General features: G+C 35.3%; 7 protein-coding genes. All 7 read left to right on the top strand.

The window, feature by feature from the left end; all coding sequences use genetic code 11:
* Positions 1-2 precede the first annotated feature (2 nt).
* The 7 genes from ABD014_RS01820 (at position 3) to ABD014_RS01790 (ending at position 17,076) form a co-directional block, all read left to right on the top strand.
* Complete coding sequence (locus tag ABD014_RS01820) at positions 3-1,193, top strand: beta-ketoacyl synthase N-terminal-like domain-containing protein (RefSeq protein WP_343857326.1); 1,191 nt, start codon at positions 3-5, stop codon at positions 1,191-1,193.
* Complete coding sequence (locus ABD014_RS01815; RefSeq protein ID WP_343856743.1) at positions 1,194-2,963, top strand: carbamoyltransferase family protein; 1,770 nt, start codon at positions 1,194-1,196, stop codon at positions 2,961-2,963.
* Positions 2,953-8,814, top strand: a complete 5,862-nt coding sequence (locus ABD014_RS01810) for an SDR family NAD(P)-dependent oxidoreductase (RefSeq protein ID WP_343856741.1) — start codon at positions 2,953-2,955, stop codon at positions 8,812-8,814. Before ABD014_RS01815 ends, ABD014_RS01810 begins: the two co-directional genes overlap by 11 nt.
* Positions 8,815-8,849: 35 nt before the next feature.
* Complete coding sequence (locus ABD014_RS01805) at positions 8,850-12,065, top strand: AMP-binding protein (protein WP_343856739.1); 3,216 nt, start codon at positions 8,850-8,852, stop codon at positions 12,063-12,065.
* A 359-nt stretch (positions 12,066-12,424) separates the two neighbouring features.
* Complete coding sequence (locus ABD014_RS01800; RefSeq protein WP_343856736.1) at positions 12,425-13,858, top strand: ABC transporter ATP-binding protein; 1,434 nt, start codon at positions 12,425-12,427, stop codon at positions 13,856-13,858.
* A 38-nt stretch (positions 13,859-13,896) separates the two neighbouring features.
* Positions 13,897-15,696, top strand: a complete 1,800-nt coding sequence (locus ABD014_RS01795; protein ID WP_343856734.1) for an ABC transporter ATP-binding protein — start codon at positions 13,897-13,899, stop codon at positions 15,694-15,696.
* 270 nt (positions 15,697-15,966) lie between these two features.
* The gene (locus ABD014_RS01790; RefSeq protein ID WP_343856732.1) at positions 15,967-17,076 is read left to right on the top strand and encodes a DUF1839 family protein; all 1,110 of its coding nucleotides are present in this window, start codon (positions 15,967-15,969) and stop codon (positions 17,074-17,076) included.
* Positions 17,077-17,086: the final 10 nt, after the last annotated feature.

The raw sequence follows: 17,086 nt of genomic DNA, 5'->3' as shown, positions 1-17,086 counted from the left end.
GAGTGTTTGTATCGGGAGTTGGTGCAGTATCACCTATTGGTATTGACTGCGATTCCATTTATGAGAATCTCACTCACAACAGATATTTGTTTAAACCTGAGAAACGGGCAATTAAAAATCATGGATACGGAAAATTGTCTTCCCAAGTCTCGGATGACGATAAAGAGACAATAAGACAACATATTTTTCAAAAGGGGAATGAAGGAACATCATTGCCACAAGCAACACAATACAGCATCTACGCCACGAAAATGGCATTAGAGGACGCCGGAATCAATGTGGCAGAAATAGAAGATCTTCGTATCGCGATAATACTCGGAAATAATGAGTCTGAAAGCGAAGTTTTTGATACCTATTTGGCAACTAAGGATGAGACCTTTCCGTTTTACGCAAGTTATAAAATTCCTGAAGCAATTGCAAAATTCTATGGCTTAAAAAACGTCAGAAATTTATGCATACATAACACGTGTGCTTCATCGAATTTGGCAATGGAGATCGGGTTGAATCTCCTTAGAACGGACCAGTGTGAACTGGCGATTGTAGGTGGTACAGATTGTTTTTCACAGAAGGTACATGCTGGATTCGACAGTCTTTTCTCAATTTCAAAGCAAGGAAGTAAACCTTTTTCAGAAGGAAGAGATGGCATCACCATTGGTGAAGGTTCGAGCGTCCTGATCTTGGAAAGGGAATCTTTCGCGGCGAAACGTGGATTTACAACTCCGTACTGCGAAGTAGTAGCGGTTTCTAGTAGCAACGATGCAAAATCTTTAACTGCTCCTGATGTTGACGGTATTCTGCTGGCATATAAGAAAGTTCTTCGCGAAGGCAACATTGCTTTTGGAGACATTGATTATGTCATGAGTCATGGTACAGGTACGAATTTAAATGACAGTGTTGAAGCAACTGTTATCAATGTATTAGCTAACGGTGGAAGAAATCCGGAGGTTTGCTCCATAAAAGGAATTGTAGGTCATATGATGGCAGTAGCAGGCAGCTTTGCCAGCGTGATAATCTGTATGATTTTTCGTAAGGGAATAATTCCAGGTAGCCCGCAGTGCTTGCCGAAAGATAAAGAGTGTGCAATAGATATTATCACCGATACCAAAGTTGATATGGAATGTAACATTTGGAGTAACCATTCTTTTGGGTTTGGCGGAAATAATTCTATCGCACTGTTTAGGAGAGTTATTTAGATGATTGTATTGGGATATAGCGGATTACATAATGCTATGAATTATGTCAAAACAAACCGGGCAGAAAGACCCGGTGAAGAAAAAATAGTTCAGGGATTGGATAGTGCTGCGGCTCTAATTATTGACGGCAAAATTGTTGCATGCGCTGAGGAAGAAAGATTCAATTATGAAAAGCAAACATGCGACTTCCCAATAAACGCTATTTCTTACTGTATTAAGGAAGCGGGCATTGGAATAGAGGATGTAGACATCATCGCTCATGGATTTGATTACGAACCCTTTAAAGACATTTTTGCGCAATATGATAAGGAAATGTTTGATGAAATTTATAGTATAGAAAATCAAAAAAAACTATGGCATAACCATTTCGGTGTTACATTGAATGAGACGAACTTCGTCCCTGTGAATCACCATCTCGCTCATGCTGCCAGTTCTTATTTCCCATCAGGATTTAAGAAGAGTTTATGTTTTGTATGTGATGCTATGGGAGAAAATAAATCATCAACCATGTTCATGGTTGATGATGGTAATTTCAAAAAATTGTCTACTCATTCGATAAAGAACTCTATTGGCATTCTTTATTCAATCGTTACCTACCATTTAGGGTATGAGTTTAACGCTGATGAGTATAAAGTTATGGGATTGGCTTCCTACGGAAACCCAGAGCAATTCCGTGATTTTTTTGATACACTTATTCACTACCACGAATACGGAAAAATTGAAATTGACTGGGAACAGTTTGGTGTCGATGTCAGTGAGGATCCTTTCCACAGAGCAAAATTGGAATATCTAGAGAAAAATATTGTGCACCGTGGTAATGGTGAGTACATGGATGATTTATTAATTAATTTTGCTGCATCTGCCCAAGAGGCTGTAGAAAAGGTGTTTACCCATATTCTGTCATACTGGAAAGGTAAAACTGGAATAAATGACATTTGTATGGCAGGTGGAGTTTTACTGAATTGTAAGAACAATGGTAAAATAATCAACTCGCAACTTTTTGAAAATATCTATGTACAGCCTGCTGCAGGAGATAATGGAACTGCTCTTGGTGCTGCTTTATATGTCTCCAATCTTAATAATATTAAAATCAGTAAAGATAATCAAAATGAAATTCCTTTCTATGGCCCTTCTTACAACGACAGCGACTACATGAATGCTATTTCAAAATTCAACAATGGAATTTTATGGACGAAGTTTGATAACTTTGAACTTACCTGTAAGGATGCGGCATCAGAAGTCGCTAGTGATAGCGTTATCGGGTGGTTTCAAGGCAGAATGGAATACGGCCCACGGGCTCTTGGTGCACGTTCTATTGTGGCGAACCCCATATCACGCGACATTAAACAACGTCTTAATTCAATAGTGAAATTTAGAGAAAGTTATAGACCCTTTGCGCCTATATCTTTAAAAGATGAAGCAGAGAAATATTTTGAATTTAATCATAGTCGTATTTTCGATTATATGCTTGCGACTTGTATGGTCAAACCGGAATATCGCGATAAATTAATCGGAATTACCCATGTTGACGGGTCAGCACGGTTACAATTGATTGATAAGGAGAATAAGTATTTCTATGATTTATTAAAAAGTTTTGGTGAAATCACAGGATGCGCTTGTATGATAAATACCTCATTTAATGTGAAGGGTCAACCTATTATCTGTTCTCCAGAATTAGCTATTGAAACATTCTTGAGAATCGATATGAATGCATTGTATATCGGTAATTACAAGATAACCAAAAAATGTGAGGTCAGATATGATTCCTAATAAAAATGATATAGCTATTATTGGTATATCCACACAACTTCCTGGTTGCAACAACATCGAAGAGTTTTGGAGAATGCTTCAAAGTGGTTCTGAGGGTATAAGAAAAATTGAAGAAGGACCCATTAATCATACTAATTTTGTCAATAGCGTTTCCGCTTGTAAAGGATATGACAGATTTGATGCAAAGTTTTTTGGATATTCCTCACACGAAGCTATGATAATGGACCCGCAGCAAAGAATATTTTTGCAAAACTGCTGGCATGCTTTGGAACACGCAGGTTATAGTCCACTGGATATGAAAGTGAACGTAGGTGTTTTTGGCTCTTGTGCGTACAATACCTATCTTTTGTCCTGTCTAAAGGAAAATCCTAAATTATTGGAATCATATAATTATCCTGAAATCATGGTTGGAAACGACAATGGATATTTAACAACGAGAGTGTCCTATAAACTAAATCTGACAGGGCCTAGTGTCACGGTGCAGACCGCTTGTTCCTCTACTTTGACAGCACTTAGTTTGGCTTGTGACAGTATATTGAATAAGGATTGTGAAGTTTGCCTTGTAGGAGGCGCCTCTGTTCAGTTCCCGTACTTAAAAGGCTATGATTATCTGTCGGGGTTCATTAATTCTAAAGATGGTCATTGCCGACCTTTTGATGAGAGTTCTTCAGGAACACTGTTTGGCACGGGTGCTGCGGTAATCGTTATAAAAAGATTAGAGGATGCGATTAGAGATCATGACACTATTTATTCTGTAATAAAATCATTTGCAATCAATAATGATGGTGCAGACAAAATGAGTTATTCTGCTCCAAGTCAGAGAGGACAGGCCGCGGTGATTAAAACCGCACTAAAAAAGGGGAACATAGATCCTAAATCTATTGTATATATCGAAGCCCACGGGACAGGTACGACTTTGGGAGATCCTATTGAAATTGCTGCAATTATTGATGCATATGAGTTAAATAAGGCGAACAAAGAGCATCGTTGTGCGATTGGTTCTGTCAAATCTAACTTTGGTCATTTAGACGCGGTCGCAGGTATTGTTGGGCTGATAAAAACCACAATGTGTTTATATCATAGGAAACTTATCCCATCGCTTCATTTTGAAAAGTGGAATCCCAATATCGACCTTGAGGGTTCAAAAATGTATGTCAATACCAAACTTGTCGAATTACCTCCTGAGGAATCATTTTGTATGTCGGTAAGTGCCTTTGGTGTGGGCGGCACAAATGCGCATTTTATTTTATCCACGCCACCATTACTCAAGAACACAGTGGATTCCAGGTGTACTGATTTCATATATAAAGTTTCTGCTCAAACTCTTCCCGCGTTGAAAGAAAGCCTTTCAACGTTACCTTCATGGATAATGAAATCAGATGATTTGCATTCGCTTTCATTTACACTGAATAACGGAAGAGCCGAGTTTGGTTATCGCGCATTTATGATAAGTTCCTCTACCGAAATAGTCTATACATCTTCAGAGCATTCCCTTGTGAATAATAACAATAAACTACCACTATTTTTGTGTGCCAAAACAGATAAGGCTGCTCTTCATGCTGCATCTATTATGGCATATAACAGTGCACATTTCAGAGAAGTATTGATGAATGTTATGGCTGAGAGACTTAGTAACATTAATCAATTGGTTGCAAGCAATATTGACATAATCATAGATAATCTGAAAGGTTCAAGTGACATTAAATCATTGGTAAATACAGCAATGATAAGGTTTCTTCGCCAGATGATGAGGTCCTCTTTTTACTTGCAGCTGGATAAATTGGAGAATTTTGAGGTCGGAGTACCTAAGGAAGACATCAAAGGACAAATTAGTGATGAGGCTCTTGATTCCGATAGAGTTTTTTTTGTGGAGTTTAATGACGGAGAAATGAAATATAGTATATGTAGTTCCGTTAATAGATCACAATTAATTCTTATTGACTGGAACGGTCCTTCTGGAAATAGTGGCCTTTTTTCGTATTTTGATTTTCTAAAAGGAATTGGCGAGGTTTGGCAAAATGGGGGAGATGTCCTTTGGGAGTGCATCACAGATTCAGAAGGATGGAGAATTCCAGCACCGCTATATCCTTTTCAGGGAGAAAGGTTCTGGTTTTCCGAAAGTGACGGGCACAAATCTGAAGAAGGTTTAATTTGGTTCCCAAAATGGACGTTGTCTGAACAAATCTTTAATGAGAATAAAGGCGGATTTTTCATACACTTAAAAAGAAAAAATGAAGATGGCGTTTTAACTCGTTTTGATACAAATTATAACGTAATAGAATTTAATGAAAATGAAATTTCAGCTGAATGGCTTCAAAATAAACTTATTCCGTATGAATCATTAGAATCAGTGTCAATGATTATCGAATGGGAAAGTTTGAAGTCAGAACCAGATGAAAATTTCCGTAATTTTTATGCCCTGATTAAGAGCATCAATGCATGCTTAAAAGTTGTAAATATTAAAAAAATATTTGTTATTGAGTTGAATCTTACTTCCCCGGAAGAGTGTGTATCTTCTGTAATTACCGGTCTTGTTCCGTCTGTAATGCTTGAATATCCAAGCGTACAGTTGAAATTGATTCAGACTGACGATATTAAAAACATCCATTCAATTGTCCAAAATGAACTTTCAAGCTTGGAACAGCATGTTAAATATTATAGAAATAACAGATATAGATATACATTTTCCTATAATGATGAACTGCCAAAACAAAAGCGAAGCTATAACAGCGGTGCTTATCTAATCACAGGTGGTACGGGAAATGTAGGTCTTCTTATTGGAAATATGCTTGCAGATACCAATTCAGATCTCTATTTTATTTCGAAAGTCTATGATAATACTATATTTCAGGAAAGTATTGACAGTAAAACGGAAGTAATAGTTGAGAATATAAAAAAAATACAAAAAAAGGGTTCCCGAGTACATATTATTAAAGCAGATATTGGTGATCCATTTGAGACTAAAGCTGTCCTGGAAATGATTATCGAAAAACATGGTTTTATTGAAGGCATTTTCCATTGCGCGGGAAAACCCGGTAAAGCCAAAAACTATCTGGAGACAATTGATATTAATGATTGTAAGGACTTTTTTTACGCAAAAATAAATGGAACGTTGAATATTAGAAATTCAATTTCTGATGACAAGTTTGGTTTTTGTTATCTTATCTCATCAAATACTTCTTTTTTAGGTGGTATTGGTGACAGTATATACAGTACTGTTAATAGTTTTTGCAATTTGTTGGCTGAAAAAGAAAGTCATAAGTGGAAGGCAATATGCTTTGATTATTTACCAAGAATCTTTGAAGACAGTGTTGAAGTCGATAATTATGGTAAATCATTGATTAGGAATATGTTGAATATAATTGAATTCAATGCTGCTTTGGCTGCCTTACATGAGATACAGGAAGCAGTACTCATTGTCTCAAAGAGCGAATACAACAACAGATACAATGAGGTAGTTAAAGCGATTGAAACGACTCCTGTACGGAATCTGCCGACTCTAGTTACTTTAGACGAGCATGAGATTCGTACATCGTTACAAAAAATGTGGTTTTCTGCATTGAGTGAAAATCTTGAAAATGACGACAATTTTTTTGATTTTGGGGGAGATTCTTATGCCGCAATAAAAATTGTTGCTGACATTTCATCCACGTACAACATTGAATTTTCAGTTGCTGAATTTATGAACAATTCTACAATTACGAAATTAACCAATAAAATTCAGGGTCTGCTTAAGGAAAAAGAACAATTAGCCTTACAGAAAAGAGAGGCGCATGCACTTGAGCTTGATAAAACAAGTAGCGACAATGATGATGATCTTATAGCTGTGATTGGTATGTCCGGTCGATATCCAGGTTGTAAAGATATAAATGAATTTTGGGAGAAAATTAAAAACAACCAAAATTGTTTGGATAATTTTCAATTTGAAGGTTGTTTCTCGGAGAAAAGCGGAAAAGGTGAAAAAGAAGTTTTCGTAAGAGGGATTCTTGACGAAGAAGATGTTAGAAATTTCGACCACAAACTATTTAACATCTCCTATTACGAAGCATGCCTTATGGATCCGCAGCAGCGTATATTTCTTCAGTGTGCATGGGAAGCTCTTGAGGATGCAGGAATTTCAATTGATGGGTCAGTAAGAAATATCGGCGTATTTGCCTCGGCGTGTCCCAGCTCTTATTTATATGAGAACATTATTCCATATGAAGAAAAATATAATGAAAAAAGTGACCTGAAATACATTTTTAATAGTGCTGATTCACTTGCAACAATGGTGTCTTATAAACTTAATTTTAACGGACCAAGTAAGTCTGTACAGACATTTTGTTCAAGTTCATTGGTGGCTATTTATGACGGTATGCGCAGTATTCTAAACGATGAGTGTAAAATTGCCATGGCGGGCGGTGTCAATATTATCACTCCCCAGAAGAAACCCTATCTTTATCGACAAGGCTCGATTTTATCTCCTACAGGGCACTTAAGGCCGTTTGATGACCGTGCTGATGGAACTGTTTTCAGCAACGGTGCAGGTGTTGTTATATTAAAGAAGCTTTCAGAGGCTATGAAAGATGGGGATTATATCTATGGTGTTATCTCTGGGGCTTCGATCAATAACGATGGCTCATCAAAAGCAGGTTATATGGCCCCAAGTGAAGAAGGGCAAATAAAATGTATTATGGATGCTTATCACAAGTCTGGAATTCAACCGGAGTCAGTTTGCTATGTTGAAACCCATGGCACAGGGACACGGATTGGTGATGCGATCGAAGCCTCTGCACTAATACAGGCATTTTCTAGTTATACCAATAAGAAGAGCTATTGTGTGCTTGGTTCTGTCAAAGGAAACATTGGGCACACAGACAGAGCCGCAGGAGTATTGTCGTTTATTAAATGTATGCTTATGTTATCACACAGAGAAATGCCTCCAATTTTCAATCCGGATTCTATCGAGAACAAATCGATTGCTTTTCATAATTCACCATTTTATCTGAATAGAGAGCTTTTAAAAGTAGATACTTCCCAGAAGTTTATTATCGGTTTGTCTGGTATGGGGGTAGGCGGAACCAATGTTCATTTGATTTTAAGTGAGGTTCCTTCCAAAAAGATCAGTGGTTTCGACCAACAATCAAGATACTTGGTAAAGGTTACAGGAAAGAATTCTAGTGCTCTTGCACGAAACTGTTTAAGATTATCTCAGTTTCTTGGGGAAAATCCGGATCGTAATCTGTGCGATGTAGCATACACTCTTTTGAAACGTTCTGATTTAAATCAAAGGGCATGTTTTTCGGCTGCTACAATTGAGGAATTAAGATATAAATTGGAAAATTATGAGGTTGGCAAAGATATACCAACTGAAAAAAAGATATTGATTATAAAAAAAGGTAAACTTAGGGAGATAATAAATACCGTAGCTCAGTATCATCATGAATTCAAGCAAATTCTGAACAATCACAAAGATGATTTTGATAGAGAATTACTTGCTTTAAAAGAATTTACAGAACGGTTGTTTTATTATAATACAATTTTCTCCGTCCAGGAAGGCGATCAAAGCAGTTTTGAAACCCTTGGTAATAAAAATTATATGTACGTTGATGACTATTCTACGTATCTTGATTTTTTGGCATATCATTATCGATTGGGCATGATGATGGATTGGAACACCTTCTTGATGGGAAGTTCCGGGAATATGATATCCCTTCCATTTTATTCATTTGAAAAGAAATGCTGTTGGTTGGAGGTAGAGAAGGCATCGAGCGTAACTGCCGAAGACAAAATTAACGTACTCAAGGTTCAAAATCGCACCTTGGAGGAAAAGTTCCTTGGTGATCTTGAAAACTTATTAAAAACTTTCTAGGGGAAGTTAAGCCAATAATAGGTTAGGAGATTGTCATGCTAAATAACAGTCTAAATCAAGTTAAGTATCAAAATCTGTTTTATTTGGACAGAAATGACGAAGTATGTAAGTTTACTATTAATTACGGCTGTGATCAACTATTCACGTCAGCTAATTTCGACAATAGAGCAGAAAAGTTAAAAGCAGCATATAACCAACAGGCTTTATGGTACGAAGAGAAAAGAAATCCTAACACTTGGAATCTATTCAATATCAAAGCCATAAAGCTTAAAGGGATATGTGACAGCAATGAAGTAGAGAACATTATAAGGAAGTTAATAGATCGGCACGAAGCCTTACAACTATGTTTTTACGAATATGAAAATCAGTTGTATTTTGATTTCGAAAAGAACCGTTATACATTTTTCAATTATTCAAACATTGCTGCCAAAGCAGAAGTTGAGAAGAGAGATATTATTCAGAAAACTGCCCATACACTATTTGACTTGGAAAAGCCATTATTCCGTGCGCACTTATTCAGAACTGCTTCAGATGAAAATATTCTAATGTTTGTTATCCACCATCTTATTTCAGATGCTTGTTCAGTTCAGATCTTGTTAAATGAATTCGTCATGGAATATCAAGGAATTAAGCAGATTGATAAGCTTGAACCTGTATGGGGGCAATATTTTAATTTTATCAGAGCAGAACAGACAGGGGCGCTTGATCAGCTTTACACCACAGAGTATCAATACTGGAAGAATGAGATTGACTTGAACAACAAAAGCAGTGAATTGGATATTGCGGAACAAAAAATCAGCGAAGGGTATAAGCAAGGTCGGTTGTTGCATTTTTTTGACCAGGAACAGAGTGAATTTATTAAGAATGCCAGTTCAGATTTATCATGTAGTGCATATGCATTGTTCTTATCGGCACTTTGCTTAATAATGAAGAATTTTACAAATTCTGATAATGTTAGTTTGGGTGTGTATGGTCTTAACAGATACATTCAGAATAAAAATTATAACAGTATCGTCGGTTATTTTGCTAATCCCTTAGTTTTTCAGACCAAGGTGGATACGTCACAAAGAATTACAGACTTTATTGCTCATATCAATAAGAAGATTTATGCCATTATCGAGCATCAAATGTATCCGTATTCTCTCCTTGTAAAAAAGCTCAATCCTACAAGAAGAGCAGAAAGTAGTTTTTTTAACATTGCTTTCGATTCACTGATTATGCCGCGATCTTCAACAAAGTATTTGAATAAATTTGAAACCTATGAAGTGATTCAGGGAACTGGTGAAATTGATATTCTAATCTGGCTTGGAATAGAAGAAGGGAGATTCTACCTCGACTTTAGATTTAATGAACATAAATATATGCAATACCACATACAAGAGCTTGCAGCGTGCTTTGTAAAAGCAGTTCAAGGTTTGACCTCCCATCAAACAGAACACTTAGAAGCGGTGGAATGTCTATCTAATTTTTATAATGAATACAATAACACCGAGATGCACTTTGAATTTGATAGCATCAATTCATGTATTCTTTTTAACAGTTTTTTTAACCCAGACAAAACTGCAATTGTTTACAAAGATAAAAAACTGTCTTTTTTGGAAGTCTCTGACCTCGTCAAGAACTTTTCCTATCAGTTAAAAAGCAAGGGGGTCAAAAAAGGAAGTAAAGTTGTAGTGAGTGTCGATAAGAATGAATATTTTCTACCATTAGCATTGGCTATTCTGTATGTTGGAGCAATATATGTGCCTATAAATCCTGCTTTTCCGTATCACAAGAAAAAATCAATGTGTTCTTATGTCCAGCCCGATTTATTGGTAGCCACCGCGGACTTGGAATCCTCGTGCGGTGAGTATACCTCATTGACAGCCCTGATAGATAATTTTGATAGAGATCAATTCTGTGAAGAGCCTGAGGAAATACATAAAGAGGACATTGCGTATATTATTTTCACCTCGGGTACAACTGGAGATCCTAAAGGCGTTCAAATTAGGCATGGTTCTTTAATAAACCTTCTTCAATCCATAAAAAACAACATTGGAATTGATATAGATGACTGCCTCTGTTTTAGTGCATCTATATCGTTTGATATGTCTATTTTGGAGATGTTTATGCCGGTGTTTTGCTGCTTAAAGCTAGTAGTGATAGATGATGATATAAAAATTGATGGTGAACAGCTATTACATACCTTATATGAAAATGGAGTAACCGTACTTCAAGCGACTCCAACGATGTTGAGAATGATGAGTATGTTCTACGAACTAGATCATCCGATATTTAGAACAGTCTTGTGTGGAGGGGAAGCTTATAGTATTGATACAGTCAGAAAAATTGAACTTATGAGTCGTAATATTTACAATATGTATGGACCTGCGGAGACCACTGTTTGGGTTACATTCCAAAAAATAGATGGTAAATTTAGCAATATACCATTGGGAAAACCGTTATATAATACTACAATTTTGCTTTTCAACGAACAAAAGCAATTAGTACCTAAAGGTATTTGCGGAGAAATCTGGGTGGGGGGAGAAAATGTATCGCAGGGTTATTATAACAATCCTGATTTAACCAAATTGCAATACCCAATATGTCATAGTAAGGACATTTATTATAAGACTGGAGATTGGGCTTATATAAATGAGACAGATAATATCATTTTCTTAGGTAGAAAAGATGAACAGATAAAAATAAGAGGATTTCGTGTAAATATACAGGAGATCGAAGCGGTCATTAATAAGTATGTTGGCGTTCAAAATGTGGTCATATTAAATAGCACTAGGGATGCTCTAGTAGCGTTTTGCAAGAACGATAACACCATAGAATTGTTGGAAATTAAACGAGAGATATCTAAACACTTACCAGATTATATGGTTCCGGCATATATATGGAATATTGATTCATTCCCTATGAGTACCAGTAATAAAATTGATAAGCGGGCATTGATGGAAACCCATGATAAGAGGTTGACACGATTGGATAATCAAGAAGATATGAGCAACAAAAATATAATTGAAAAACAACTGGTTCAAATATGGTCAGATATATTGCAGCATTCTGTAAACAATCTAGACCAAACCTTTTTTGATTCAGGTGGAGATAGCTTCGCACTGAGCAGACTTCGTGTGGCTCTTGAAAGTGCGTTCGAAATTAAAATCAAAATTACTGATTTGTTTCTATACCCATCAATTAAAACATCTGCAAAGTACTTGCATGAGATTATAAAAAATAAAGGTGGCATACAGGATAAGATATGAAAAACGAGATTAGAGGTAGCAATCTAAGTAATATTAAATTTCTCATTCAGTATGCATGGAAGCATGATAAGATAGTGTTTTTTCAATTTATCATATATACGATTATGGCACCGGCCTTACCATTTATCGGCTTGTTGGTAACCAAGTTTGTCCTCGATGAACTGACCGGGAGCCTCCGATGGAGTTACTTAGTAGAAATTATAGTAGTCAGTTTTGTTTTATCTTCAATAATCTATTTTATTGTAAATTATGTTCGTGAGATATACTTTCCACGGATGGTCAGACTGCGTTTTCAATTGTTTGAAGAGATACAAAGAAAGTGTTTGGAGATAGACTACAATCATTTAGAAGATCCGGAAATGTTGGACAAGATTCAATTATCATTTCAGGCAGTTGATAACTGCTTCGTTGGGGTTGAAGGAACACTACATAAGTTGTTCCAGACTCCGGCTAAGTTCGTGATCTTAATATTCAACTCGATATTTATATTTAATTTAAGTCCAATTGTTTTTGTTGTTTTATGTACTAGCGTGCTAGTCAGCCATTTTCTATACCGCAAAATTTCAAAATATTCGTTTAGTAAAGCACACGAACTTTCGCGGTTAGACCGAAAAACAAATTACTATTACAATACAACATCCGACTTTTCCTTTGGCAAGGACATACGAATCTTTCAGATACAAGATTTGTTGAGACAAAAGTTTAAACAATCTATTGAAGAAAAAGTTGCCGTGAACCGGGAAATTCAAAATTATACCCTGTTTATTAAAACATTTTGCAATATCGCTTCTGTTTTAGGAGAAGGCGTAGCTTATATTTATCTGGTTTTCAGCTATGTTAATGGGTCTATGAGCGTAGGGGATTTCTTTCTCTATTTTGGACTAATTACTATTTTCAGTAGCAGTCTTGTTGATATTGTGACTGATATTGCATTTGTTAATTCTGAAAGTTTAAAAGTCCGATATTTCAGAATTTTCTTAAGCTTTGAAGATGATGGGGATAAAAGCAACCTGAAAAGCATTGAAAAGTCAAGCGAGTATAGCATAGATTTTAGGAATGTATCTTTTAAGTACCCTAAGAGTGATAATTGGGTATGCAGAAACTTATCATTTACCATTGAGTCAGGACAGTCCATAGCAATAGTGGGATATAACGGGGCTGGAAAGTCAACCATTATAAAATTACTAATGAGGCTCTACGATCCTATTGAAGGTGCAATCTTTATAAATGGAATTAATATAAAAGAATTCGATAGGAAGGAATATTACAAGCTGTTTTCAGTAATATTTCAAGATATTAAGATATTCGCTGCATCTGTGGAACAAAATATTGCAATGAGTTTAGGAGAAAGTGTTTCTAAGGAAAAGGTTAAAAATAGTGCTAAAATAGCGAACATCGACCAGAAAATAAGCTCCCTTCAGAACGGTTATAATACAAATCTATTGAAAGTCATTGACGAAGACGGAACTGAATTGTCGGGGGGGCAGAATCAAAGAATTGCATTAGCACGTGCAATTTACAAGGATGGACCATTTTTCATACTGGACGAGCCAACATCAGCTATGGATCCAATGGCCGAATACCAATTTTATATGAATTTCAGGAACATAGTACGTGGAAAAACTGCGATCTATATTTCACACCGACTGGCCAGTACGAAGTTTTGTGATAAAATATTCTGTTTTGAGAAGGGATGTTTAATTGAGGAGGGTACTCATGAGGAACTATTGCAATTAAACGGAACTTATGCAAAATTATATCGGATTCAATCAGAAAAGTTTCAATCAGTTTAGTAGGTTTGTAGTAACCTAAAGAAATGAGGTATGTTCGATTGGTAAGTACAGCGCTTCAAGGATTAAAAAATGATATTATTATAGCGAAGCATTTCTTGGCTTTGGTGACTAAAATTTCAAAGCTTTATACTGCTTATATTACATTGTACGCGATCGTTAATTGCTTTGACACATTTCTCATTATAATGGCACCCAAATTTATTATTGATGAACTTTTAGGAGAACAACGTTTAACGGTTATTTTGACTATTATTGCAGCAATTATAGGTTTGAAATTTTTTCTAGTCTGTATCAAGGATTTTTTAGACAGTAAAATCAATGTTGAAAACTTAAGAATTAAAGAAGGCTTTAATCTCCATATTGGAAATATCATCATGGACATGCCAATTGAAAACATCGAAGATCCGAAAATCCTAACACTGAAGAAAAAAGCGATGTTTCCAATTCATGATCAAGACGCAATTAAACGAATGTTGGATGGACTTTTTAGAATTCTTCAGCAGTTTATTGTACTTATTACCATAGCGGGTTTGTTGTCAATATTAAATCCTCTGTTGATGCTTGCTTTGTTAGTAATCGTACTTTTAAATGTGAGGTTACTAAAAAATAACCAGAAAAATCTATATGATTTTAACAGTGCTTTGGCTGAATTTGATAAAAAGTTTGATTATTATCAGAATACCACAACGGATTATTCTTTTGGCAAAGATGTTCGTTTGTATGATGCGAGTAATCTTGTAATTGGCAAAATCCATTCATGTGTCAAAAGTAGTATTGCTGCATTTTTTAAACTAGATAGGATACAAGGTAGAAATAATGGCTTAATAAATGTGAATTTACAGATTCAGACTTTAATAGTTTATCTTTATTTAGCATATAAGGTAGTGACTAAAAGTATTAGTATCGCAGATTTTACAATGTATATGAATGCAGCGAATAAATTCAGCAGTGGTCTATCTGATATTTTGAGTTCCTATAACGAAATCCGGCAAATGTGCAGGTACCTTGAAAACTATATGAAGCTTGAAAGCATTCCTGCACAGAAGTGTAGTGAAAGTAGTTCTCTCGATATGAAGAGGGAACCTGTAATTGAAGTTCGTAATGTTTGGTTTAAATATCCCCGTAGCCATGATTATATTCTGAAAAATATAAGTATTACGATGAATCCTGGTGAAAAAATTTCAATTGTAGGATTGAATGGTGCTGGAAAGACAACATTTATCAAACTATTATTAGGATTTTATGAACCTTCTAAAGGGGAGATATATGTAGCGGGTAAGCCAATTAAAGAATATAACTTTGAAGAGTATGTTCGGTTGTTTTCGGTGGTATTTCAAGATTCGAAACTTTTTTCATTTTCCATAAAGGAAAATTTGCTTCTGAATGATCATTATCATGCTGGTAGTAATCAAGTTGTAGGCGATATTTTGAAACGTGTAAGCATGTACGATTATGTAAATTCATTGAATAATGGTGCAGATAGCTTAATGTTCAAGATGCTTGACGATGGTGGTGTTGAATTCTCCGGTGGGCAGAATCAAAAACTTGTGGTGGGAAGGGCGTTACATAAAAATGCATCGATCCTAATTTTGGATGAAGCCACATCGGCATTGGACCCCGTCTCGGAGAAGGAAATTGATGATATTATAGATGCGAATACACAAGATAAACTAGTAATTTTTATCTCACATAAGTTGTCCAGTTGCCAGAAAGCCGATAAAGTTTTATTCTTTCAAGATGGAGAGATTGCAGAATCTGGAAATCATAAAGAGTTAATGGAACTAAATCGGGAATATGCCGCTTTATATAGGCTTCAGATGGAAAATTATATCGCTTAATTTTGGAGTATGGAATGGAATTAATACATACCTTTCCAAAGGTTTAAACTTATTGCTGCCAGCTCATCTGCCAAGAATCACTTGAAAACTAGCCATACCCTTGGACGATTGAAGCATAATTTTTTCTTGGAGATAATCCTTATCTGTAAAAACGGAGATTTATTAACTTAACGAATTTCAACTCGGACTGACATCCAAAGGAATATTGATTTAACCAAAAATAATGATAATCGCATAAAAGTATGAAACATTTACTAAGGTTGGTGGGTTATGGGCTTTGATCAAAAAAAACTGTTTATAGATAATAATAGTTTTTGTTTGCTTGGTGTGATTGGTGCTGTTGCACGTTATAAGTACGATGTAAGTAATATTAACAAATTGTATTTTAGTCACACATATCAATATGAGAAACAAGAAGATAAAATCAGGTTTCAAAAAAACTCAGATTTACTGAACATTAACTTTTCAAGACAAATAATATTAAATAAAGAAGAATGTATTAAAAGATTAAGGGGTTATTACGGAATTGAAATAGTATACAAAGAATATAAATTATTTGATGAATTAATGATTGATATAGAATACTTTAGCAGTATAGGTGAACTAATATTAACAGAAATAGACATGTTTTATGTGAGCAAAGACAGAAGTTACCACGAAGTGAATGATCAGCACGTGATGATCATTCATAATATAGACAAGCATAAAGGACTAATAAATGTTATGGACAACAAATATGGTTTTTTTGATTTGCCTATAGTTGACTATAAGGATTTTTTTGTAGAGGTAACTGAACGTATAAAAAGGCCGCTTTATCTAATGTTGGTTAAAAGGGATCGACTAAAATATAATATAATCAATAAAAATGAATTATTTAAGGACATTAGTCTGACTATACAAAATAGGAAAAATGAAAACAAAAAATATGGGGTTAAAGCATTAAGTATTTTTTTCGAAGACTATTTAGAATTTTTGACCTGGAATAATGAAACATTAAGGAAGGAATTCAGTATTCCTGGTTTGTGGACAATTAATGCGGACCTGAGAAACAACTCACAGTTTCTTGATGAGTTCGCAAAGGAAAATGTTGTTTTTAATAATGTGTTATTGTCGGACATTAAAAGAAACTTATCTTTATTAATTAAGAATTGGTCTATTTTTAATAGAACAATATATATCTACAAACCTACTAAAGATTATATTGAAAATACCAAATCAATTTTTAATGAGATTATTCGACTTGAAGGTGAGATGGATAATTTGCTCGATAACTTTAAACATATGATTGAAAGACAATTTTGTGATGAAGAGCTACCCTTAAGCAAGGAAAATTTAAGGGGCTTCATTTCAGGGGTGCCGGATAAAGTGTACTATGACTAGTAAAATTATT

The organism is Paenibacillus motobuensis, assembly GCF_039521865.1.
GTDB classification, from domain to species: Bacteria; Bacillota; Bacilli; order Paenibacillales; family Paenibacillaceae; genus Fontibacillus; species Fontibacillus motobuensis.
The sequence above is the reverse complement of the archived record's forward strand: the minus strand, read 5'-3'. Positions and strand labels throughout refer to the sequence as shown.